This is a genomic window from Paraburkholderia hiiakae (assembly GCF_904848665.1).
In the GTDB taxonomy this organism is placed as follows: Bacteria; Pseudomonadota; Gammaproteobacteria; order Burkholderiales; family Burkholderiaceae; genus Paraburkholderia; species Paraburkholderia hiiakae.
On record NZ_CAJHCQ010000008.1, the window covers coordinates 127,244 to 148,653 of the forward strand.

20 protein-coding genes are annotated in these 21,410 nt (G+C 63.5%); 7 read left to right on the forward strand and 13 right to left on the reverse strand.

Annotated features, from left to right (window positions below; translation table 11 throughout):
• Nucleotides 1-32: 32 nt before the first annotated feature.
• Entirely contained in the window at nucleotides 33-1,412 is a 1,380-nt protein-coding gene (locus tag JMY28_RS17225; RefSeq protein WP_407945515.1) for an amino acid permease, read from the reverse strand.
• Nucleotides 1,413-1,681: 269 nt separating this feature from the next.
• Here JMY28_RS17225 and JMY28_RS17230 point away from each other — a divergent pair, with 269 nt between their 5' ends.
• The 4 genes from JMY28_RS17230 to JMY28_RS17245 all read left to right on the forward strand — a co-directional run bounded on the left by JMY28_RS17230 (nucleotide 1,682) and on the right by JMY28_RS17245 (nucleotide 5,400).
• A complete protein-coding gene (locus tag JMY28_RS17230) occupies nucleotides 1,682-2,155 on the forward strand; it encodes an Lrp/AsnC family transcriptional regulator (protein ID WP_133186690.1) in 474 nt (157 codons plus the stop codon).
• A gap of 211 nt (nucleotides 2,156-2,366) precedes the next feature.
• Nucleotides 2,367-3,107, forward strand: coding sequence for an ATP-binding cassette domain-containing protein (locus tag JMY28_RS17235; RefSeq protein WP_201697133.1), 741 nt, complete (start codon nucleotides 2,367-2,369; stop codon nucleotides 3,105-3,107).
• Nucleotides 3,108-3,215: 108 nt separating this feature from the next.
• Nucleotides 3,216-4,211, forward strand: a complete 996-nt coding sequence (locus JMY28_RS17240) for an ABC transporter permease (protein WP_201697134.1) — start codon at nucleotides 3,216-3,218, stop codon at nucleotides 4,209-4,211.
• A 196-nt stretch (nucleotides 4,212-4,407) separates the two neighbouring features.
• Nucleotides 4,408-5,400 (forward strand): sugar-binding protein, encoded by a 993-nt coding sequence (locus tag JMY28_RS17245; protein WP_236596904.1) that lies wholly within the window; start codon nucleotides 4,408-4,410, stop codon nucleotides 5,398-5,400.
• A 264-nt stretch (nucleotides 5,401-5,664) separates the two neighbouring features.
• Here the strand turns inward: JMY28_RS17245 and guaA are convergent, their stop codons facing one another.
• The 3 genes from guaA to guaB form a co-directional block, all read right to left on the reverse strand.
• Nucleotides 5,665-7,248, reverse strand: coding sequence for a glutamine-hydrolyzing GMP synthase (guaA, locus tag JMY28_RS17250; protein WP_201697135.1), 1,584 nt, complete (start codon nucleotides 7,246-7,248; stop codon nucleotides 5,665-5,667).
• A 192-nt stretch (nucleotides 7,249-7,440) separates the two neighbouring features.
• The gene (locus JMY28_RS17255) at nucleotides 7,441-8,163 is read right to left on the reverse strand and encodes a hypothetical protein (RefSeq protein WP_201697136.1); all 723 of its coding nucleotides are present in this window, start codon (nucleotides 8,161-8,163) and stop codon (nucleotides 7,441-7,443) included.
• Nucleotides 8,164-8,169: 6 nt separating this feature from the next.
• Entirely contained in the window at nucleotides 8,170-9,630 is a 1,461-nt protein-coding gene (guaB, locus tag JMY28_RS17260; RefSeq protein ID WP_201697137.1) for an IMP dehydrogenase, read from the reverse strand.
• 269 nt (nucleotides 9,631-9,899) lie between these two features.
• On the opposite strand from guaB, the gene JMY28_RS17265 reads away from it, so the two are divergent.
• A complete protein-coding gene (locus JMY28_RS17265) occupies nucleotides 9,900-10,952 on the forward strand; it encodes a DMT family transporter (protein WP_201697138.1) in 1,053 nt (350 codons plus the stop codon).
• 93 nt (nucleotides 10,953-11,045) lie between these two features.
• Here the strand turns inward: JMY28_RS17265 and JMY28_RS17270 are convergent, their stop codons facing one another.
• A complete protein-coding gene (locus JMY28_RS17270; protein ID WP_201697139.1) occupies nucleotides 11,046-11,378 on the reverse strand; it encodes an RnfH family protein in 333 nt (110 codons plus the stop codon).
• Nucleotides 11,375-11,812 carry a type II toxin-antitoxin system RatA family toxin gene (locus JMY28_RS17275; RefSeq protein WP_201697140.1) on the reverse strand — a complete coding sequence of 146 codons (438 nt, stop codon included), beginning with the start codon at nucleotides 11,810-11,812 and terminating at the stop codon, nucleotides 11,375-11,377. The genes JMY28_RS17270 and JMY28_RS17275 overlap by 4 nt, the downstream gene beginning before the upstream one ends.
• 102 nt (nucleotides 11,813-11,914) lie before the next feature.
• On the opposite strand from JMY28_RS17275, the gene smpB reads away from it, so the two are divergent.
• The gene (gene smpB / locus JMY28_RS17280) at nucleotides 11,915-12,361 is read left to right on the forward strand and encodes an SsrA-binding protein SmpB (RefSeq protein WP_028204044.1); all 447 of its coding nucleotides are present in this window, start codon (nucleotides 11,915-11,917) and stop codon (nucleotides 12,359-12,361) included.
• A 72-nt stretch (nucleotides 12,362-12,433) separates the two neighbouring features.
• Here smpB and JMY28_RS17285 read toward each other — a convergent pair whose 3' ends face one another.
• The 3 genes from JMY28_RS17285 to ppsA form a co-directional block, all read right to left on the reverse strand.
• Nucleotides 12,434-13,390 (reverse strand): SPFH domain-containing protein, encoded by a 957-nt coding sequence (locus JMY28_RS17285; RefSeq protein ID WP_201697141.1) that lies wholly within the window; start codon nucleotides 13,388-13,390, stop codon nucleotides 12,434-12,436.
• 57 nt (nucleotides 13,391-13,447) lie between these two features.
• Nucleotides 13,448-13,933: an NfeD family protein gene (locus tag JMY28_RS17290; RefSeq protein ID WP_201697142.1), complete on the reverse strand. Its 486-nt coding sequence runs from the start codon at nucleotides 13,931-13,933 to the stop codon at nucleotides 13,448-13,450.
• A 143-nt stretch (nucleotides 13,934-14,076) separates the two neighbouring features.
• The gene (ppsA, locus tag JMY28_RS17295) at nucleotides 14,077-16,476 is read right to left on the reverse strand and encodes a phosphoenolpyruvate synthase (RefSeq protein WP_201697143.1); all 2,400 of its coding nucleotides are present in this window, start codon (nucleotides 16,474-16,476) and stop codon (nucleotides 14,077-14,079) included.
• Nucleotides 16,477-16,877: 401 nt separating this feature from the next.
• On the opposite strand from ppsA, the gene ppsR reads away from it, so the two are divergent.
• Entirely contained in the window at nucleotides 16,878-17,693 is an 816-nt protein-coding gene (ppsR, locus tag JMY28_RS17300) for a posphoenolpyruvate synthetase regulatory kinase/phosphorylase PpsR (protein ID WP_028204047.1), read from the forward strand.
• A gap of 72 nt (nucleotides 17,694-17,765) precedes the next feature.
• Here ppsR and JMY28_RS17305 read toward each other — a convergent pair whose 3' ends face one another.
• From JMY28_RS17305 to lpxA, 4 genes are all read right to left on the reverse strand, one after another.
• Nucleotides 17,766-18,551: a TrmH family RNA methyltransferase gene (locus JMY28_RS17305; protein WP_201697144.1), complete on the reverse strand. Its 786-nt coding sequence runs from the start codon at nucleotides 18,549-18,551 to the stop codon at nucleotides 17,766-17,768.
• Nucleotides 18,552-18,654: 103 nt separating this feature from the next.
• Entirely contained in the window at nucleotides 18,655-19,428 is a 774-nt protein-coding gene (gene rnhB / locus JMY28_RS17310; RefSeq protein WP_201697145.1) for a ribonuclease HII, read from the reverse strand.
• The gene (gene lpxB / locus JMY28_RS17315; RefSeq protein WP_201697146.1) at nucleotides 19,425-20,594 is read right to left on the reverse strand and encodes a lipid-A-disaccharide synthase; all 1,170 of its coding nucleotides are present in this window, start codon (nucleotides 20,592-20,594) and stop codon (nucleotides 19,425-19,427) included. The genes rnhB and lpxB overlap by 4 nt, the downstream gene beginning before the upstream one ends.
• A 3-nt stretch (nucleotides 20,595-20,597) precedes the next feature.
• The gene (lpxA, locus tag JMY28_RS17320; protein ID WP_201697147.1) at nucleotides 20,598-21,386 is read right to left on the reverse strand and encodes an acyl-ACP--UDP-N-acetylglucosamine O-acyltransferase; all 789 of its coding nucleotides are present in this window, start codon (nucleotides 21,384-21,386) and stop codon (nucleotides 20,598-20,600) included.
• Between the last annotated feature and the right edge of the window lie 24 nt (nucleotides 21,387-21,410).

Consider the following 21,410-nt stretch of genomic DNA (forward strand, 5'->3'; position numbering starts at 1 on the left):
CTCTGGACGAAATTCGGGACGAATATCAGCGCTTACGGAGCCGGCACGCCACGTTGCAGCGCCGGCGCCGACTTGCGGCACCACAGGCGGTAGGCGAGCCCAAGCACGCCCAGCCAGACCGGAATGAGGTACACGGAAATCCGCAGATCCGGAATCAGATACATTACAACGAGAATACCGCCGAGGAACGCGAGACACACGTAATTCGTGAGCGGATAGCCGAGGCTGCGGAACGTGGTTGTCTGGCCGGCACGCGCCTTCTCGCGGCGGAATTTCAGGTGAATCAGGCTGATCATCGCCCAGTTGATGATCAGCGCGGACACCACGAGGCCCATCAGCAGTTCGAACGCCTTGCCCGGCATGAAGTAGTTGATGATCACACAAGCAGCCGTAACGAACGCCGATACGCCGAGCGCCGCCAGCGGAATGCCGCGCCGGCTGACCTTGAGCAGCGCCTTCGGCGCATTGCCCTGCTGCGCGAGGCCGAACAGCATGCGGCTGTTGCAGTACACGCCGCTGTTGTAGACGGAGAGTGCGGCGGTCAGCACGACGACGTTGAGCACGTTGGCCACGAGGTCGCTGTTCATCGCGTGGAAGATCAGCACGAAGGGGCTGCCGCCAGCCACGACCTTCTGCCACGGATAGAGCGAAAGCAGCACGCCGAGCGCGCCGATGTAGAAAATCAGGATGCGGTAGATCACCTGATTCGTCGCGCGCGGAATGCTATGCGAGGGATCATCGGCCTCTGCTGCGGTGATACCGACAAGCTCCAGTCCGCCGAACGAGAACATCACGACGGCCATGGCCATGACGAGACCCGAAACCCCGTGCGGGAAGAAACCGCCATTGCGCCAGAGGTTCGAGACGCTTGCCTCAGGACCCGCCGAGCCCGAAAACAGCAGCCAGCCGCCGAAGGCGATCATGCCGACGATCGCGAGCACCTTGATGATCGCGAACCAGAATTCGAGTTCGCCGTACGACTTGACGCTCGTGAGGTTGATGCCGTTGATCACGACGAAGAACACGAGCGCCGAGAGCCATGTTGGCAGCGTCGGCCACCAATAGTGCATGTAGATGCCGACCGCCGAAAGCTCGGCCATGCTCACGAGCACGTAGAGCACCCAGTAGTTCCAGCCGGAGAGAAAGCCGGCGAACGGGCCGAAATACTTGTCGGCGAAATAGCTGAACGAACCAGCGACGGGCTCGTCCACGACCATCTCACCCAATTGCCGCATGATGAAGAACGCAATGATCCCGGCAATGCCGTAGCCGAGCAGCACCGAAGGGCCGGCGGTCTGAATCGTCTGCGCAATGCCGAGGAACAGGCCCGTGCCGATCGCCCCGCCCAGCGCAATGAGCTGGATGTGGCGATTCTTGAGGCCGCGTTTTAGCTGGCCGCTATTTTCACGCATGTCGTTTGAAACCATGTCTCTTTCTGTCTCCGGCTTATCTGCGCGGGGCCCGGACATCTGGGTAGGATGCCGGCTCCGCTCCACGAAATAAAATTGCGCGCGCAACCTTCTGCGTTGGCGCGCTGCCAGGCGCGGCGGTATTGGCCGCCAGCCCGATCGGGTGCGCCCAGTGTATAGTTGGCGCGGAAAAATATGATTTCATCTCGTACGCAGGCAAACCCTGATTGATACAATTCCCTCTCGCGTCAAACCCATCTCACGCAAGATAAATGCAAAATCTCGCGCTCGACACGATTGACATGCGGCTGCTTGCCGCACTGCAGGAACACGGCCGCGCCTCGAACCTCGAACTCGCGGCCGCGATCAAGCTCTCGCCCGCGCAGACGCTGCGCCGTCACCGGCGGCTCGAGGAACTCGGCGTGATCCGGCGTTACGAGACGCGCCTCGACGCGCAGGCGCTGGGCTTCGGCGTGGTCGCCTTCATTCAGGTGACGATGGAACGCGGGCACATGCGTGAGCTCGTGAAGTTCAAGGAGCTCGTCGCGACGTTGCCGCAGGTGCAGGAGTGCTACTCCGTGACGGGCGATATCGACTACGTGCTGAAGGTGGTGGCGCGCGATCTCAAGGCGCTATCCGAATTCCTGCTCGATACGCTGATGCGCGCGCCCGGCGTGAACAGCGTGCAGTCGATCGTCTGTCTCGATGAACTCAAGGGGACAAGTGCGATGCCGCTGGAAGCCTGAGACAAACGCGCGGCAGGTCCGTCTGGCGGGGTCTTTCGGCGAAAACGCAATTTTATCTCATCACCGCTATTTTGGCGGCGGCGCAGGACCGGCTGATGAAATAGTCTTGCTAAAAGCCCCATCGTGCTCTAAAAAACAGGCTAGTTAGCATGTCTCCCGGCCGCCCTGGACACTGCAGCGGACGGCTTCACAAGCGCGAGCGCGACAGTCCATGAGTCTTCTTGAGCTCAGAGGCGTTTCCAGGCACTTCGGCGCCATTCAAGCGCTGACCGACATGACGCTGAGCCTGGAACCGGGCCAGGTGATCGGACTGATGGGTGACAACGGGGCTGGAAAATCGACGCTGGTGAAGGTCATCGCCGGCAACTTCCCGCCCTCCCATGGCGAAGTTCTCATCGACGGCAAGCCCGTTCATTTCAGCCGGCCTGTGGACGCCCGCGCAAAGGGCATCGAGGTCGTGTATCAGGATCTCGCCCTCTGTGACAACCTCACGGCGGCGGCCAATGTCTTTCTCGGACGCGAGCCGCGCATCGGCATATGGCCCTTTCGCGTGCTCGATCACGCGGCCATGTATCGGCGCGCCGCCGAGCTTTTCAAGGAACTGAAGTCCGAAACGCGCCCGCGCGATCTCGTCCGGCAGATGTCGGGCGGCCAGCGGCAGGCCGTGGCGATTGCACGCACGCGTCTTTCTGAGGCGCGGCTCGTGATCATGGACGAACCCACCGCTGCGATCAGCGTGCGTCAGGTGGCGCAGGTGCTCGACCTCATCAAACGCCTGTCTGAGCACGGCATTGCCGTCATTCTCATCAGTCACCGCATGCCAGACGTTTTCGAGGTCGCCCAGCGCGTAGTTGTCATGCGGCGCGGGCGCAAGGTGGCGGACAAGCAGATCGCCGCGTCTTCGCCGGAGGAAGTCACCGGCCTTATCACCGGAGCCATCGCCGCCGCCTGAAGCCGACTCGCGCGACTGCGTTGCATGGGGCCGCACTAAGCGCTAAAGCGCTAAGTGCGGCCGACAGGAGACCCGAAATTGAACGATGCGCCGCAAAGGCCAAACCCGATGCCGACACTGCTTGACGATCCCCAGTCCGCGAAGACCCACACCCGCTGGAGTGGACTGCTCGCGAGCCAGGTGTTCTGGGTCGTGCTCGCGACGCTCGTTGCCTGCGTCCTGCTTTCGTTCGTCACATCGACGTTCGCCACGCAGCAGAATCTCTTCAACGTTACGCGCAACTTCGCCTTCGTCGCGATCGTCGCGCTGGGGATGATGGCCATTATCGTCACGGGCGGCATCGACATTTCGGTCGGCTCGACGATTGCGTTAAGCGGCATCGTGCTTGCCGTCACCATGAACGCGGGCTACCCGATCTGGGCCGGCATTGGCCTCGGGCTGCTCACCGCGGGGCTGGTCGGCCTCGTGAACGGCCTGCTCATCGCGTATCTCGACATGCAGCCTTTCGTCGTGACGCTAGGGATGCTGAGCGTGGGCCGCAGCCTCGCGCTCGTGATCTCCGGCAGCCGGACCATCTTCGAATTCGGACCCGACGGACACAAGCTCCTCGTGCTCGGCGGCGGCAAGACGCTCGGCGTGGCCAATCCCGTCTGGTTCCTGATCGTCCTCGGCGTCCTGTTCTGGTTCGCCTTCGCCTTCACGCGCTGGGGCCGCTACGTGTTCGCGGTCGGCGGCAACCGTCATGCGGCGAATCTCACCGGCGTGCCGGTGCGGCGCGTGATCTGTTCGGTCTACGTGTTAGGCGGCCTGATGGCCGGCATCGCGGCCATTCTGGAAGTGGGCTGGCTCGGCGCGGTGACCACAGGGCTTGGCACCGGCGACGAACTGCGTGTGATTGCCGCCACGGTGATCGGCGGTACCAATCTCGCGGGCGGCGTGGGCAGCGCCTTCGGCACGATAGTCGGCGCCGCGCTCATCGAAGTGATCCGCAACAGCCTGATCCTGCTCGGCGTCGACTCGTTCTGGCAAGGAACGGTCGTGGGCGGCTTCATCATCATCGCCGTGTTGTTCAACCGGCTCGGCGGCGAGCGGCAAGGAGACTGAACGGATTCAGGGAGGCGCGGCCGGACTGCACGCGGAACCGCCGGACGCCAGCCATAACGAGAAACGCGACGAGAAATGCGACAAGCAACGCAAGGTTCCGCAGGAAGCCCAAAGCACGGGCGCGGGCTTTCCTTCCGATGACGAAGACTGTACGAGACACGCGCGCCGTACAACCGGCGCCGAACAGGAGGAAACCATGAAGAAGGCGTGGAAGTATCTTGCTGCGATCGGAGGGCTCGCCATGCTGGCCTCTTCCGCCTACGCAGCCGACAAGACCCTCGCGCTGGTCGTGAAGGGCCTCGACAATCCGTACTTCGACCTCATGCACCAGGGCTGCGACCGGGCGAACAAGGAGCTCAGCAAACAGGGTTACACCTGCTACTACACCGGGCCCGCGACAGCCGCGGACGAAAGCGCCGAAGTGCAGATCGTCGACGACCTGCTGACCAAGGGCGTCGCGGCGATCGCGATCTCACCGTCGAACGCGCCGGCCATTGCCGAAGTGATCCGCCGCCGCAACGCGAAGATCCCGATCATCACCGCAGACGCCGATCTGCTGCCGAAGGACCAGTCGCTGCGCAAGGCGTATGTGGGCACCGACAACTACGAGCTGGGCGTGAAGCTCGGCGAGCAGTTGAAAACGCTGATGCCCAAGGGCGGCAACATCTGCCTCGTGATGGGCAACCCCGCGGCCGAGAACATCAACCAGCGTGCCCAGGGCACGCGCGACGTGCTCTCGGGCAAGAAAGGCATCAAGAAGCTGGCCGGCGAAAACAATTGGCATGAAATCAGCGCCTGCCCACTCTACGTGAACGACGACGCCGCGAAAGCGAACCAGATGATGCAGGACACCCTAACCGCGAACGCCAACACGCTCCAGGCGTTCGTGTTCGAGGGCGGCTGGCCGCTCTTCGCACCCGAGGCGTATTCGCAGGTCGTCGCGCCGATCATGGACAGGATCAACAGCGGCCAGTTCGTGATCGTTTCAGCCGATACGCTCGGGCCTGAGCTGCAGGCCCTCAAGGACCACAAGGTCAACGCGCTGGTTGGACAACGGCCTGAGGAAATGGGCTATCAGGCGGCGATGGTGATGCGCGACCTGGCGGAAGGGAAGACGGTGAAGCCTATCGTTCACACGGGCCTCGACGTTTGCACGTGGAAGAACGCGGATACGTGTCTCAAGCACTGAGTGCGTAATCCTGTGCAAGCCGAGGCTCGGATACCTCGGCTTGCGTTGCGTGGGTTCGCCTGGCCTTGCGCAGCCGCGAGCCTGGACCTTGTACGGCACGCGAATGCCGGGAGGCCTCCGTGTTGCATGACATCAGCGGCAGAGAACCAGCCGCCAATTGACGCCTCGTCGGCACCGACAGTCCTCACCAAAAGCAAAAAACCCGCGCCGGCTCAAAGTGCCGAACGCGGGTTTTTGGATCGCCAGCAGGCTAGCGGGAGACTGTCACTCCCACTCGATCGTCGCAGGCGGTTTCCCCGAAATGTCATACACGACACGGTTGATGCCGCGCACCTCATTGATGATGCGGTTCGACACATGACCCAGCAGTTCGTGCGGCAGGTGCGCCCAGTGCGCCGTCATGAAGTCGAGTGTCTGCACCGCGCGCAGCGCGACGACGTACTCGTAGGTTCGGCCATCGCCCATCACGCCCACGCTCTTCACCGGCAGGAACACAGCGAACGCCTGGCTCGTGAGCTCGTACCACGACTTGCCGGTTTCCTTGTCGATCGTGTCACGCAGCGTCTCTATGAAGATCGCATCTGCACGGCGCAGCAGATCCGCAAAATCGCGCTTCACTTCGCCGAGAATGCGCACACCGAGGCCCGGGCCCGGGAACGGATGGCGATACACCATTTCGTGCGGCAGGCCGAGCTTCACGCCCAGTTCGCGCACTTCGTCCTTGAAGAGTTCACGCAGCGGTTCGAGCAGCTTGAGGTTGAGCGTTTCCGGCAGACCGCCCACGTTGTGGTGGCTCTTGATCGTGTGCGCGGCCTTCTTGCCCTTGCCAGCCGACTCGATGACGTCCGGATAGATCGTGCCTTGCGCGAGCCACTTGGCGTCGGTGAGCTTGCCCGCCTCGGTCTGGAACACTTCGACGAACTCCGCGCCGATGATCTTGCGCTTCGCTTCCGGGTCGGTCACGCCTGCGAGCTTCGACATGAACGCTCCGCTCGCGTCGACATGGATCACCTTCACCCCGAGGTTGTCGGCGAACATCGACATCACCTGCTCGGCTTCGTTCAGGCGCAGGAGGCCGTGATCGACGAACACGCAGGTCAGCTGGTCGCCAATCGCGCGGTGCAGCAGCGCTGCCGCCACCGACGAATCCACGCCGCCCGAGAGGCCGAGAATCACGTGTTCGTTGCCCACCTGCTTGCGGATCGTTTCGACGGCTTCGTCGATGTAGTGGCCCATCTCCCAGTCGGCCTTGGCGCCGCAGATGCCGAGCACGAAGCGCTCGAGCATCGCGCGGCCCTGCACCGTGTGCGTGACTTCCGGGTGCCATTGCAGGCCGTAGAAGTGGCGCGCTTCGTCGGCCATTGCCGCGATCGGGCACGATTCCGTCGAGGCCATCAGCTGGAAGCCCTGCGGCATTTCCGTGACCTTGTCGCCGTGGCTCATCCACACCTTGAGCATGCCGTGGCCTTCGCTCGTGCGGAAGTCTTCGATGCCTTCGAGGAAGCTCGTGTGGTTACGCGCGCGCACTTCGGCGTAGCCGAATTCGCGCAGGTGGCCGCCGTCGACCTTGCCGCCGAGCTGCTCGGCCATGGTCTGCATGCCGTAGCAGATGCCGAGCACCGGCACGCCCAGTTCGAACACGGCTTGAGGCGCGCGCGGCGTGTCGGTGTCGGTGACCGAGTTGGGGCCGCCCGAGAGGATGATGCCCTTCGGTGCGAATTCGCGCACGAACGCGTCGTCCACATCGTACGGATGGATTTCCGAATAAACATGGGCTTCGCGCACGCGGCGCGCGATGAGCTGGGTGACTTGCGAGCCGAAGTCGAGAATCAGGATTTTGTCGTGCATGGCTGCGGACGAGACCTAAAAAAAGAACGGATACGGAAAGCCGCGCGACATTGCAAACGCGCGCAGCGTGAATTCATCGGGACCAAGGCAGCGCACTACGGCGGAACCGGGTAGCACAAATTCGGGTGTGCTTCGGGCGCTGCTTTGGACGCATTGAGTCTGGTGTTTCGGAGGCCGGATCTGAGCGCGGCCTCAGCCACGCAGCGGCGGCCTCGGTGCGTCGGCCGCTTCGTCGCGAGCCGTCTGGCGAGCCTCTTGAGCTTGCGCCGTGCTGGCGGGCGGCGGCATGACCGTCGATGGACGAGGCGTAACTGGCGGAACGGCTGCGGGCGTCACGGTCGGGACTTCCACGACGGGTTCGACCGGCGCTGCCGGCCGTTTCGCCTCACGCGCACCGCCCCACGCCATCGTTCTCAGAAAGCCCGGCTTCGCGTACGTCACCGGCTCGTCGCGACGTTCGGGCCGCGCCCTCTCCGCCTTACGCTGCTGCGCGGAGCTGCCGCTCGCCTGCCCTTTCTGGCGCTTGCGCACCGCGCCCGCGAGCCGGGCACCACCAAGACCGAGGATGATCAGCCACACGCCAACCGCACCGGCCACCAATTGGCCAAAACCTGTGAGCCGTGGTGCATGCAGCCCGATCAGCCAGACCAGCATCAGCACGCCTGCAATCCAGTTGACGTGCCCCACGGTGCGGCCCACGGGCACGGTCATTTCCCCGTGGAAGGCCGCGCGCAGAGCTAGCCACGCGAAGCCCAACAGCACCACACCAAACGCCTGCCCAACGAGTGCCGGCTGCGTTTGCACCAGTTGCAACGCGTCGTAGACCAGGGTCCAGGGCGTGAGAACGAACAGCACGCCGAACCCTAGCAACGTCAACGCATCGACAATCAGCAGCACGCGCAGCAGCGGCTTCATCGGGATTTAGTCCACGTGATAGTTGGGCGCTTCCTTCGTGATCTGCACGTCGTGCACGTGCGATTCGTTCAGGCCGGCGCCAGTAATCTGCACAAACTCCGCCTTCGCATGCAAGTCGTCGATCGTACGGCAACCGCAGTAGCCCATCGAGGCGCGCACGCCACCGATCAGCTGGAACAGGATTGCGTTGATTGGACCCTTGTAGGCAACGCGGCCTTCGATGCCTTCCGGCACGAGCTTGTCGATATTGGCCGAGTTGTCCTGGAAGTAGCGGTCCGCGGCGCCGTCCTTCATCGCGCCGACCGAGCCCATGCCGCGGTACGACTTGTACTGGCGGCCCTGATACAGGAACACGTCGCCCGGCGACTCTTCGGTACCCGCGAACATGCTGCCCATCATCACAGCGTTCGCGCCGGCTGCCAGCGCCTTCGAAACGTCACCCGAGTAGCGCACGCCGCCGTCGGCGATGCACGGCACGCCCGTACCCTTGAGCGCTTCCGAGACATTGGAAATCGCGCTGATCTGCGGCACGCCCACGCCTGCCACGATACGCGTCGTGCAGATCGAGCCTGGGCCGATACCGACCTTCACGCCGTCCGCACCGTACTCGACGAGCGCACGTGCCGCGTCGGCCGTGGCGATATTGCCGCCGATCACTTCGACGTGCGGGAAATTCTTCTTGACCCAGCGAACGCGCTCGAGCACGCCCTTGCTGTGGCCGTGCGCCGTATCGACCACGATCACGTCGACACCAGCCTGCACCAGCAGCTCGACGCGCTCTTCGTTGTCCGGACCCACGCCGACGGCCGCGCCTGCGCGCAGCTTGCCGTGCTCGTCCTTACAGGCGGCCGGGTGCTCGGTCTGCTTGGTGATGTCCTTGACGGTCATGAGACCACGCAGTTCGAACGAATCGTTCACGACCAGCACGCGCTCGAGGCGGTGGCTGTGCATGAGCTCCTTGGCTTCGTTGAGCGGCGTGCCTTCCTTGACGGTCACGAGGCGTTCGCGCGGCGTCATGATCGAGCGCACCGGCTCGTCCAGACGCGTTTCGAAACGCAGGTCGCGGTTCGTGACGATACCGACGAGTTGCGCGCCTTCGACGACCGGGAAGCCCGAAATGCCATGCTGCTGCGAGAGCGCGATGACGTCGGCGACCTTCATTTGCGGCGGAATCGTGATCGGATCGCGTACCACGCCCGACTCGAAGCGCTTCACCTTCGCGACCTCGCGCGCCTGCTCGGCCGGCGTGAGGTTCTTGTGGACGATCCCCACACCGCCCTGCTGCGCCATGGCGATTGCCAGACGGCCTTCCGTGACGGTATCCATAGCGGCCGACACGAGCGGAATGTTCAGGGAGATATTGCGGGTCAGCCGGGTCTTCAGGCTGGTGTCGCGCGGGAGAACGTCGGAGAAGGCGGGGACGAGGAGCACGTCATCGAACGTGAGTGCTTTCTGGATCAGACGCATGGCAAATCCTATAGGCGCAAAAGCAGATTATACGCGATAGCGCCCTGGAAATCATCAGCGCTAACAGTAGCTTAGCGCCGTTTTCGGGAATATTTCCACGCTCCGGCTCCGCCGATGCACGCGGTGCGGGCGCGCCACGCCTCCGACCCGAATATCGGGCACACGGTGCAGGATTGAACAAGACGGCCACGCACGCCTCCAGTTAAGCTTCGGGCCATTCTGTTAAAGCGGCCCGATTGGGTCACCCGAAGTTTCTGGAGGCAATACAAATGCAGCGTGGTGTGTTGTACGGCGTGCTCGCCGGCGCGTTATGGGGAACGGTGTTCGTCGTACCCCGGCAACTGGCGGAATTTTCGCCACTGCTCCTGAGCGCAGGCCGCTACGTCATGTATGGGCTTGTCTCGCTCGCCGCGCTCCTGCCCATGCTGCGCCGAGTCTGGCCGCGCATAACGCGCGCCGATCTCGTCGCGCTCGTGAAGCTCGCGCTCGTAGGCAACGTGCTTTACTACCTCTTTCTCGCGAGCGCGATTCATTTGGTGGGCATCGCGCCGGCCTCGCTGATCGTCGGCGTGCTGCCCGTCACGGTCACGCTCCTCGGCCGCCGCGACCATGGCGCCGTCCCGCTTTCACGTCTCGCATGGCCGCTCGCAATGATCGCGGCCGGCATCGTCTGCATCAACGTGGACGTGTTCACCGCCGCTGGCGACGCGGGCGGTGCAAGCATCCTCACGCGCGTTGCCGGCATCGGCTGCGCCGTCGGCGCGCTCGTGTGCTGGACCTGGTTCGCGGTCGAGAACGCCCGGTATCTGCAGCGCAACGCGCACTTCAGCGGCAACGAGTGGTCCGTACTGTGGGGCGTGGTCACGGGCGCGCTCGGCGCGCTGCTCTGGCTCGGCATTCTCATCGTGCCGTCGCATTGGGTGCAGGAAACCGTCGCCGCCGGCCGCTGGACTACGTTCTGGCAGCTGAATCTGGTGCTCGCGATCGGCGCCTCGTGGCTCGGCAACGGTCTGTGGAACGCCGCCGCCAAGCGCCTGCCGCTCACGCTCTCGGGTCAGATGATCGCATTCGAAACGCTGTTCGCCCTGCTCTACGGCTTTATCTATGATCACCGGCTGCCGCGCGGACTGGAAGTCGCGGCCGTCGTGCTGCTGGTGGCGGGCGTGAGCTGGTCGGTACGCCAGCACTCGGGCGGCCCCGAAGATACCGCGCATGGTGACGGCATCGTGCCGGACGGGGATCTGCCAGGAATCGGCAACGAAAGCCGCCTCGCGCACTCCAATGCCGACGCGAAGCGAAGCGGTCGCACTACCACCGCCTGAGCGCGATGCCCCAAAAGGCCGAATGGGCGAGACAGCGCTAGCTGTCTCGCCCATTGCATTTGTGCGGCAACCCCGTGGCGAGCGGCTCGAACCCTAGCGAGAATCCTTGGGCAGCCACTTGCGCCCTTCGATCGAGCCTTCCTTGCGGGTCTTGTCGACGCGGCGCTGACGCGCCATCTTCGGGTCGACGATCAGCGGCCGATAGATCTCCACGCGGTCATGGTCGGCGAGCACGGTGTCGAGCGGCTTGAGCTTGCCGTACACGCCCACCTTGAGCTTCGCCAGATCGATCTCGGGATGACGCGCGAGGATGTCGCTCGCGTCTATGGCCTGCTGTACGGTCGCGCCAGGCGGCAGCTCAATGCTGATGAGCGTCTGCGCATCCGGCAGCGCGTAGCAAACGTCGATGGAAAGATTCGCGCTCATGGCTTGCCGTAGCGCTGATCGGCGCGCTTTACAAAGGAGTCGACGAAGGTGTTCGCGATGTGATGGAACACCGGCCCGATGAGTTTTTCGAGAATGATGTTTGAAAACTCGTAATGCAGCGCAAACTCGATCTTGCAGGCGTCGGCGCGCAGCGGCGTAAAGCGCCAGTAGCCCGTGAACTTGCGGAACGGGCCGTCGGCGAATTCCATGTCGATGCGCTCGGGCCGCTTTTGCGAGTTGCGCGTGGCAAAGTGTTGCTTGATGCCCTTGAAGTTGATGTCGATCTTCGCCTCCATGCCGTTTTCGTCCTGACGGCGAATCTCGATGCCGCCGCACCACGGCAGGAAATTGGGGTAGTCGGCGACGTCAGTGACGAGGTCGAACATCTGCTCCGCCGAATGGCGAATCAGCACGGTTTTCTGGACATCCGCCATAAATTGCGCAATGCGTGGCTAGGGTGAAAGCGCCACGGGCTTTCGGCAGCCCGCTTTGCTAAAATCGCAATTTTAAACGAGTTGGGCCAATCCCATTTTCCTATGAGCATCATCGACAACAGAAAAGCGTTCTTCGATTACTTCATCGAAGAGCGTCACGAGGCCGGGCTCGTGCTGGAAGGATGGGAAGTCAAGGCCATGCGCGCCGGGCGAGCCAACATCAAGGAAAGCTACGTCATGATCAAGGATGGCGAGTTGTACCTGATCGGCACGCACATCAGCCCGCTGCCCGAGGCCTCGACGCACATCCAGCCCGATCCCACCCGCATCCGCAAGCTGCTGCTGAAACGCGAAGAAATCGACAAACTGATCGGCAAGGTCGAGCAGCGCGGCTTCACGCTCGTGCCGCTTAACTTCCATTACAAGGGCGGCCGCGTGAAGTGCGAGATCGGCCTCGCCAAGGGCAAGAAGCTGCACGACAAGCGCGAAACCGAGAAGAAGCGCGACTGGGAGCGAGAAAAGGCGCGCTTGATGCGCTCGCCCACCTGATTCTTCCGGAATCGTTCAGATGGAGAACGGGCCGCTCACGCGGCCCGTTGTCATTTTCGGCGGCCTGGGCGCTTATGCACCCTTCGCCCCGGCGCCACTGATCTGCCCCTCTCGCAACCCCGACCGGTTCACGATCGTGAGCGCCGAAGCGATCATCGTGCTCAGATCGCTCATATTGCCCGGCACGATCAGCGTATTGCCCTGCTTCGCGAGATTGGCGAAAGCATTCACGTACTGTTCGGCCACCTTCAGGTTGACGGCATCCATACCGCCCTGCGCCTGGATCGAGTTGCCGACCTTCTGAATGGCCTGCGCGTTCGCCTCGGCCACGGCGAGAATGGCGGCCGCCTGACCCTGCGCCTGGTTGATGGCCGCCTGGCGCTCGCCTTCCGACTTCTGGATCGCCGCCTCGCGCGCCCCTGCCGCCAGGTTGATCTGCTCCTGCTTGCGGCCTTCCGAGGCCGCGATGAGCGCGCGCTTTTCCCGCTCGGCAGTGATCTGCGCCTGCATGGCGTGCAAGATTTCCTTCGGCGGCGTCAGGTCCTTGATCTCGTAGCGCAACACTTTCACGCCCCAGTTCGAGGCGGCTTCGTCGAGCGACGAAACGACGCTATGGTTGATGAAGTCGCGTTCCTCGAAGGTCTTGTCGAGTTCGAGCTTGCCGATGACGGAGCGCAGCGTGGTCTGCGAAAGCTGTGTAATTGCGAACACGAAATTGCTCGACCCGTACGATGCCTTCATCGGATCGGTCACCTGGAAGTACAGCACGCCATCCACCTGAAGCTGTGTGTTGTCGCGCGTGATGCAAACCTGGCTCGGCACCTCGAGCGGAATCTCCTTGAGCACGTGCTTGTAGGCCACGCGATCCACGAACGGCAGCACGATCGTCAACCCAGGCGTGAGCGTGGCATGGTAGCGCCCAAGCCGTTCGAGCACCCAGGCATGCTGCTGCGGCACGATCTTGATGGTCTGCGCGATCAGCACGATGACGATCACGAGCAGAATCAGGCCGACGACTGGGACTTGCATACGGGACCTCCGTTCGCTTCTGTGTGGTTTGTTGGTGTGGTGATTGAATGCGGCCAGTCACGCGTGGCGCGCGCTGTCGCGAGCGCTGCCGGGGGCAGTCGATTCGCGCCGCTCGCGCTTCGCCGCGACAACCAGGCAACTCCCGCGCACCGCCGTGATTTCATAGAGCGGCGCATCTTCGGGCTCACCAGGTGCGAGTTCGACGTCCCACTCGGCGCCGCGATACATCGTGCGCGCGCGGCCGTCGCGCCACGCGGCGACGGCGAGTGTTGCGCCAATATCGAGGTTCACGCCCGGATCGGTCGAAGCGTCGGTCATGCGCCGACGGCGGCCGAAGCGCGAGCGCCGCAGCGTGACGACGCCCGCGAGCCCAACCACCGCCGCGACAATCAGCTGCACGTCGAGCTGCGCGCCAAGCTCATAGCTGAGCGCACCGGCGAGAAAGCCGAGCGCGATCATCAAGAGGTAGAAGGTGCCCGTCATCAGCTCCGCGACGATGAGCACGCCGGCAGCAATCCACCAGAACAAACCATGCGGACCCACGACGACCTCCCAAAGTAAAACACCCCGGATAGACCGGGGTGTTATAGCACGAAGCTGACACTTTTTTCCGAAGCGTGTAACGCCGCTCGGGAAGCCGCCTCAAGCTGCACATACGCCGAGGATTCACACCCTCGGCACCACGCTTACTTCGACTGCGACTTCGCCAGCTGCTGCCACGTCTCGATAACCGAGTCCGGGTTCAGCGAGATCGAAGCGATACCTTCTTCCGCGAGCCACTGGGCGAAGTCCGGATGGTCGGACGGGCCCTGACCGCAGATGCCGACGTACTTGTTCAGACGGCGGCAGGTTTCGATCGCGCGCTTGAGCATGAACTTCACGGCCGGATCGCGCTCGTCGAAGTCGACGGCAAGCAGTTCCATGCCCGAGTCCCGGTCGAGGCCGAGCGTAAGCTGCGTGAGGTCGTTCGAGCCGATCGAGAAGCCGTCGAAGTACTGCAGGAACTCTTCAGCAAGAATCGCGTTCGACGGCACTTCGCACATCATGATGAGCTTGAGATCGTTCACGCCGCGCTTGAGGCCGAACTTCTCGAGCAGACCCACCACGCGCTCAGCTTGCTTGAGCGTGCGCACGAACGGCACCATGATCTCGACGTTCGCGAGACCCATCTCTTCACGCACGCGCTTGAGCGCCACGCACTCCATTTCGAACGCCTGCGCGAAGTCCTCGGCGATGTAACGCGACGCGCCGCGGAAGCCCAGCATCGGGTTTTCTTCGTCCGGCTCGTAGCGCGAACCACCGATCAACTTCTTGTACTCGTTCGACTTGAAGTCGGACAGACGCACGATGACGGGCTTCGGATAGAACGCCGCCGCGATCGTGGCGATGCCTTCCGTCAGCTTGTCGACGTAGAACGCGCGCGGCGATGCATGGCCGCGTGCAACGCTTTCCACGGCCTTCTTCAGGTCCGCGTCGACATTCGGGTACTCGAGAATCGCCTTCGGGTGCACACCGATGTTGTTGTTGATGATGAACTCGAGACGCGCGAGGCCAACACCTGCATTCGGCAGTTGCGAGAAGTCGAACGCGAGCTGCGGATTGCCGACGTTCATCATGATCTTGACCGGAATGGCCGGCAGCTCGCCACGCTGGACTTCGCTGACTTCGGTTTCGAGCAGACCGTCGTAGATGCGGCCTTCGTCGCCTTCCGCGCACGAAACCGTCACGAGCGCGCCGTCCTTCAGCACGTCGGTTGCGTCGCCGCAGCCCACGACTGCCGGCACGCCCAGCTCACGCGCGATGATCGCCGCGTGGCAGGTACGGCCGCCACGGTTCGTGACGATGGCCGAAGCGCGCTTCATCACCGGCTCCCAGTTCGGGTCGGTCATGTCGGCGACCAGCACGTCGCCCGGCTGCACGCGTTCCATTTCGGACGGATCGTGAATCACCTTCACGCGGCCCGCGCCGATCTTCTGGCCGATTGCGCGGCCCGTTGCGAGAACCTGCGACTGGCCCTTGAGCTTGAAGCGCTGCTCGACCTTACCCGCGGCCTGGCTCTTCACCGTCTCCGGACGCGCCTGGAGAATGAAGATCTTGCCGTCGAGGCCGTCCTTGCCCCACTCGATGTCCATCGGACGCTGGTAATGCTTTTCGATGATGACGGCGTACTTGGCCAGCTCGATCACGTCTTCGTCGGTGATCGAGAAGCGGTTGCGCTGCTCGTGCGAGACGTCGACCGTCTTCACGCGGCCCGGCTCGCCCGGCTGCGTGAATTCCATCTTGATGAGCTTCGAGCCGATCGAGCGGCGGATGATCGGAGCCTTGCCCTGAGCGAGCGTGGTCTTGAAGACGTAGAACTCGTCCGGATTCACGGCGCCCTGCACGACCGTTTCACCGAGGCCGTAGCTCGACGTGATGAACACGGCGTCCTTGAAGCCCGATTCCGTGTCCAGCGTGAACATCACGCCCGCGGCGCCGCGGTCCGAACGAACCATGCGCTGCACGCCGGCCGAAAGTGCGACTTCGGCGTGGGTGAAACCCTTGTGGACACGATAGGAAATAGCGCGGTCGTTGTAGAGCGACGCGAACACGTGCTTGAGGCGATCGAGCACGTCTTCGATGCCCACCACGTTGAGGTAGCTTTCCTGCTGACCGGCAAACGATGCGTCGGGCAAGTCTTCCGCCGTTGCCGACGAACGCACGGCGAACGACAGCTCAGACGGCGAACCGTTCTGGAGCGTCACAAAACCGGCGCGGATGTCCGCTTCGAGCTTCGGCTGCAGCGGCGCGTCGATGATCCATTGACGGATCTCCTTGCCAGCTTCGGCCAGCGCCTTCACGTCGTCGACGTCGAACGTCTCCAGACGAGCAGCGATCCGTTCGGTCAGGTTGTTATGGTTCAGGAAGTCGCGGAAGGCGAGCGCGGTCGTCGCGAAGCCCGTGGGGACACGCACGCCTGCTTCAGCCAACTGGCTGATCATTTCGCCGAGCGAGGCGTTCTTGCCGCCCACGATCTCGACATCGGTCATCCGCAACTGCTCGAAAGGCACTACATACGCCTGATCCTTGGCAACGGTGTTAGTCATACAAGCCCCTAAGTGTGAAAAAAATTCACGATTGCGCAAGTGGGCTCGAACGCGGTCCGCCCATTGGAAGCGGATTCGCGTCTTGCGCAACCTGTTGGAGAAGCAATCGCTCACGTGACACGAGCGAAGTTCCATTTAATGGAAAAGCACGAAGATGCGCGCGATTACATGGAGTTAGACGGAATCGCTGCAAATTGACACCAGAATGCGCCGTGATAGGCGACCGTTTGGCGCGGTTGCACTGCAATTGCTTATCCAACAGGTTGCCGCTATTCTACCGTGCCGACTTCCGAATTTGTGCCAGTCGGCGAGAATTGCCCCTCGGTCCAGCCGGACGGGGCTTTCCGGGCGCCCAAGCCTGTCCCGAGCGGCCCTGCAGCTCACGTACCCAGCCTCAACCGATGCCGCCTACCGTATTCATCGTCTCCGACGGTACCGGGATCACTGCCGAAACTTTCGCGCATTCGATCCTGTCGCAGTTCGATCAGAAATTCCGCCTCGTGCGCGTGCCCTTTGTCGATTCGTCCGAGAAGGCCTACTCGACCGCCGAGAAGATCAACGAAGCCGCCGTGCAGGAAGGCCGCCGCCCGATCGTGTTCACGACGCTCGTGGACAGCAACTCGAACGAGATCGTCAAACGCGCAAATGCGCTCGTGATGGACATGTTCCAGACCTTCGTGGAGCCGCTCGAGCAGGAGCTTGAGCTCAAGTCGAGCCACGCGATGGGTCGCGGCCACCAGAACGCCGACACCGACGAATACAAGAACCGTATCGAGGCGATCAACTTCTCGCTCGCCCACGACGACGGCCAGTCCGACCGCAATCTCGCCGACGCCGACGTAATCCTCGTAGGCGTGTCGCGCAGCGGCAAGACGCCTACGAGCCTTTATCTCGCGATGCAGTACGGCGTGAAGGCCGCGAACTATCCGCTCATTCCCGACGACTTCGAGCGCGGCAAGCTGCCGAATGCGTTGCTTTCGCATCGTACGAAGATCTTCGGTCTCTCGATCGATCCTCAGCGTCTCACCGAGATCCGCAACGAGCGGCGCCCGGGCAGCAAATACGCCGCGCTGGAAAACTGCCGCTATGAAGTGAACGAAGCCGAGGCGATGATGCGCCGCGAAGGCATCAAGTGGCTCTCGTCGACGCACAAGTCGATCGAGGAAATCGCCACCACGATCCTGCAGGAAATCCGCATCGACAAGCCGTCGTATTGAAACAACGGCCTGCCCGAAACTAAAAAGCCCGCGTCACGACGCGGGCTTTTTTATTGCTAGCTGCTCCGAGCGTCAACGCGCGTGCCGCTGCTGCCGGCATTGCTCGAACACACACACAGCCGCCGCCGCTGCGACGTTGAGCGATTCCATTCCGCCCGGCTGCGGAATCGTCACGCGCAGCGCCGCCGCGTCGCGCCATACCTGCGAAACGCCCGCCCCTTCGTTGCCGAACACCCATGCGACCTGGCCCGTGAGATCGGCCTCGTCGATCGCCTGCGCTCCGTGCGAATCGGTGATGACGACCGGCACGCCCAGCATCTCGACGAGCGCTTCGGCATCCACGTTCTCGAACACCTGCAGGACGAAGTGCGCACCCATTGCCGAGCGCAGCACCTTCGACGACCACGCGTAGGCCGTGCCCGGCGTGCAAAAGACTCGGTCGATGCCAGCGGCTGCCGCGCTGCGAAGAATAGAGCCGACGTTGCCGGCGTCCTGCAATCCGTCGAGCACGAGGCAAGTCGATCCGACACGCTCGGGCAACTGGGCTTCCGGCATATCGACGAGCAACAGCAGCCCCACGCCATGCACGACGTTCGAAAGTTGCCCGAAGAGCGCGTCGGGCAGGGAGATCACGCGGCGCTCGTCCACGCGGGCGACGATGGCCTGTGCCTCTTCATGCGTGAGCGCGCCTTCGGTCACCACGCAGTATTCGGGCTGCGAGCCGCCATCGAGCCACGCGCTCGCGAGGTGGAAACCTTCAAGCAAAGCCTGATGACTGCGCCGCTGTTGATGCGTCGAGCCGGCCAGCGCCTTCAGACGCTTGTAGAGCGGATTGTCGCGCGAGGTAATGGCTTTCACGGGCGGGCCTGGCGTGTCAAATGAGGATCGAGAGAAAGAAAAACGGCGGCGCCTGTACTACGCGAAACGGTGCCGGCTCGCGTGCGACGCCGTCAGCGGCGGCTCAAGGCAGTGGCGCGAAGGCGTCGCCTGCTTCGAGGCCGGCGGCGGCGACCGCCGTTGCTGCACCGGCCACGACGATCCCGTGCAACGCGTACGCGTCACGCACGGGCGCGAACGAGCGCCGGTGATGCTCGCACGGACCATGCACGCGCAACGCTTCGAGATGCTGCGGCGTGCCGTAGCCCGCGTGGGCGTCGAAACCGTAATGCGGATGGACCTGGTGCAGATCGACGAGCATGCGGTCGCGCGTGACCTTCGCGATGATCGACGCCGCCGAAATGCTCGGCACGAGCGCGTCGCCGCCAATCACCGCTTCGCTGCGCACTGGCATCACCGGGCAGCGATTGCCATCGATCTTCGCAAGTGTCGGCACGATGCTCAAGCCTTCGACGGCGCGCCGCATCGCCAGCATCGTTGCGTGCAGGATGTTGAGCGTATCGATTTCCTCGACACTCGCCGAGGCGACGCACCACGCGAGCGAGCGTTCGACTATGCGCTCATAGAGCGCTTCGCGCGCTTGCGCCATCAACACCTTCGAATCGTCGAGCCCTCGAATCGGCCGCGCCGGATCGAGAATCACGGCCGCCGCGACCACAGGCCCGGCGAGCGGCCCGCGCCCCGCCTCGTCCACGCCGCAAATCACATCGTCTGGCGACTCGAACAGCAGCCCGGCTTGCCGCGCTGCCTTGCGGCGCGCGGCGAGCTTGAGTGCCGCCTGCGACGGCGGCTTTTTCACGGCCGGCGCTTTCGCGCGCTTGATCGCACCCTCGCTCATGCCCGCCCCTTGCGGCGTTCGACGATGCTCGCGACCACTTCGGCCGCGCGCTCCGCGGTGTTCTGGCGCAGGGTCAGATGCATCTGCGTGAACACCTCGGTCAGCGTGCGCCGGTTTGCCTCGTCCTGCAACTGCGTGAGCGTCGCGTCGGCAAGCGCCTCCGGCGTCGCGAAGTGTTGCAGGATTTCCGGCACGACGAAGCGGCCCGCGAGAATGTTCGGCAGGCCCACGTAAGGCAGATAGGCCTGGCGGCGCATGATCTGCCCCGTGAGCCAGGGCACCTTGTACGAGATGACCATCGGCTTCTTGAGGAGCGCCGCTTCGAGCGTGACGGTGCCGCTTTTCACGAGGATCGCGTCGGCGGCCGTCATGGCGAGCTGCGACTGCCCATCGATGATCGTGAGCGCGAGGCCCTGGTGCGCGTTCGCGAGTTCCTGCAACTGTGCGTGGATAGCGGGCGTCGCCGCCGGCATCACGAAGCGCAGCGCCGGCTCGCGCCGCTGCATGATCTGCATCGCGTCGAAGAAGGTCGGCCCGATCAGGTTGATTTCCGAGCGGCGGCTGCCCGGCAGCACCGCAATCACCGGGCCGCCTTCCGGCAGGCCAAGCGTGCGACGCGCGCCGGTCATGTCCGGTTCGAGCGGAATCTCGTCGGCGAGCGGATGGCCCACATACGAAGCCGCCACCCCAGCCTTCTCAAGGAGCGCCGTTTCGAACGGAAACACGCACAGCATGTGATCCACAGCCTTCTGGATCTTCTTGATGCGACCGCCACGCCACGCCCAGATCGACGGGCAGACGAAATGGATCGTCGGGATGCCCGCGTCGCGCAGCGCGTGCTCCAGACCGAAGTTGAAGTCGGGCGCATCCACGCCGATGAAGGCGTCAGGCGGTTCGGCCAGCAACTGATGCTTGAGCTCGTTGCGGATGCGCAGAATCTCGGGAATGTGCCGCAGCGCCTCGACGTAGCCGCGCACCGAGAGCTTTTCCATCGGCCAGTGCGCATCGAAGCCGGCGGCCATCATGCGCGGGCCGCCAATTCCGTAGTACTGCGTAGTGTCGGGCAAGCGGGCCTTGAGACCCGCAAGGAGCGATGCCGCGAGCAGGTCGCCGGACGGCTCGCCGGCGACCATCGCGAGGCGCAGCGGACGCGTTTGCAGCGCCATCGATCAGCGAATGATGCCGCGTTGCGACTGCTCGACGAAGTCGAGCAGCGCCTTCACGTGCACGTCGCCATCGCCGCCCGCCTGCGCGAGATCGGCGAGCTGCACCTTCGCCTCTTCGAGCGAGAGCCCGTTCTTGTAGAGCGTGCGATACGCCGAGCGCAGCGCGGAAATCGCGTCGGGCGAGAAGCCGCGGCGGCGCAGACCTTCGACGTTGATGCCGTGCGGCACCGCCTTGTTCCCGGCGGCAATCACGAACGGCGGCACGTCCTGCACGAGCGCCGACGCGCCGCCGACCATCGAATGCGTGCCAATGCGCACGAACTGGTGCACGCCGGTCATGCCGCCGACGATCGCGTGGTCGTCGACGATCACGTGGCCCGCGAGCTGCGCGTTGCTCGACATGATGACGTTGTTGCCCAGACGGCAGTCGTGACCCACGTGCACATAGGCCATGATCCAGTTGTCGTCGCCGATGATCGTGACGCCGGTGTCCTGCACCGTGCCCGTATGCAGCGTCGTGAACTCGCGGATGGTGTTGCGGTTGCCGATCACGAGCCTCGTGGGTTCGCCCCTGTACTTCATATCCTGCGGACGGCCGCCGATCGACGCGTAGTGGCCGATCGTGTTGTCCTCGCCAATCGACGTGTGGCCTTCCAGCACGCTATGCGAGCCGACCTGCGTGCGCGCACCGATGGTGACGTTCGCACCGATGACCGCGAACGGCCCGATTTCGACCGATTCGTCGATCTGCGCGCCCGACTCGACGACCGCGGTGGGATGGATCCTGCTCATTCGTCCTCGCTCTCCGATTCTGTT

What these genes read in the sequence shown, in the direction of transcription:
- JMY28_RS17225 (WP_407945515.1), bottom strand. Translation starts at nt 1,412, where the DNA reads ATGCGTGAAAATAGCGGCCAGCTAAAACGCGGCCTCAAGAATCGCCAC.
- JMY28_RS17230 (WP_133186690.1), top strand. Translation starts at nt 1,682, where the DNA reads ATGCAAAATCTCGCGCTCGACACGATTGACATGCGGCTGCTTGCCGCA.
- JMY28_RS17235 (WP_201697133.1), top strand. Translation starts at nt 2,367, where the DNA reads ATGAGTCTTCTTGAGCTCAGAGGCGTTTCCAGGCACTTCGGCGCCATT.
- JMY28_RS17240 (WP_201697134.1), top strand. Translation starts at nt 3,216, where the DNA reads ATGCCGACACTGCTTGACGATCCCCAGTCCGCGAAGACCCACACCCGC.
- JMY28_RS17245 (WP_236596904.1), top strand. Translation starts at nt 4,408, where the DNA reads ATGAAGAAGGCGTGGAAGTATCTTGCTGCGATCGGAGGGCTCGCCATG.
- guaA (WP_201697135.1), bottom strand. Translation starts at nt 7,248, where the DNA reads ATGCACGACAAAATCCTGATTCTCGACTTCGGCTCGCAAGTCACCCAG.
- JMY28_RS17255 (WP_201697136.1), bottom strand. Translation starts at nt 8,163, where the DNA reads ATGAAGCCGCTGCTGCGCGTGCTGCTGATTGTCGATGCGTTGACGTTG.
- guaB (WP_201697137.1), bottom strand. Translation starts at nt 9,630, where the DNA reads ATGCGTCTGATCCAGAAAGCACTCACGTTCGATGACGTGCTCCTCGTC.
- JMY28_RS17265 (WP_201697138.1), top strand. Translation starts at nt 9,900, where the DNA reads ATGCAGCGTGGTGTGTTGTACGGCGTGCTCGCCGGCGCGTTATGGGGA.
- JMY28_RS17270 (WP_201697139.1), bottom strand. Translation starts at nt 11,378, where the DNA reads ATGAGCGCGAATCTTTCCATCGACGTTTGCTACGCGCTGCCGGATGCG.
- JMY28_RS17275 (WP_201697140.1), bottom strand. Translation starts at nt 11,812, where the DNA reads ATGGCGGATGTCCAGAAAACCGTGCTGATTCGCCATTCGGCGGAGCAG.
- smpB (WP_028204044.1), top strand. Translation starts at nt 11,915, where the DNA reads ATGAGCATCATCGACAACAGAAAAGCGTTCTTCGATTACTTCATCGAA.
- JMY28_RS17285 (WP_201697141.1), bottom strand. Translation starts at nt 13,390, where the DNA reads ATGCAAGTCCCAGTCGTCGGCCTGATTCTGCTCGTGATCGTCATCGTG.
- ppsA (WP_201697143.1), bottom strand. Translation starts at nt 16,476, where the DNA reads ATGACTAACACCGTTGCCAAGGATCAGGCGTATGTAGTGCCTTTCGAG.
- ppsR (WP_028204047.1), top strand. Translation starts at nt 16,878, where the DNA reads ATGCCGCCTACCGTATTCATCGTCTCCGACGGTACCGGGATCACTGCC.
- rnhB (WP_201697145.1), bottom strand. Translation starts at nt 19,428, where the DNA reads ATGAGCGAGGGTGCGATCAAGCGCGCGAAAGCGCCGGCCGTGAAAAAG.
- lpxB (WP_201697146.1), bottom strand. Translation starts at nt 20,594, where the DNA reads ATGGCGCTGCAAACGCGTCCGCTGCGCCTCGCGATGGTCGCCGGCGAG.
- lpxA (WP_201697147.1), bottom strand. Translation starts at nt 21,386, where the DNA reads ATGAGCAGGATCCATCCCACCGCGGTCGTCGAGTCGGGCGCGCAGATC.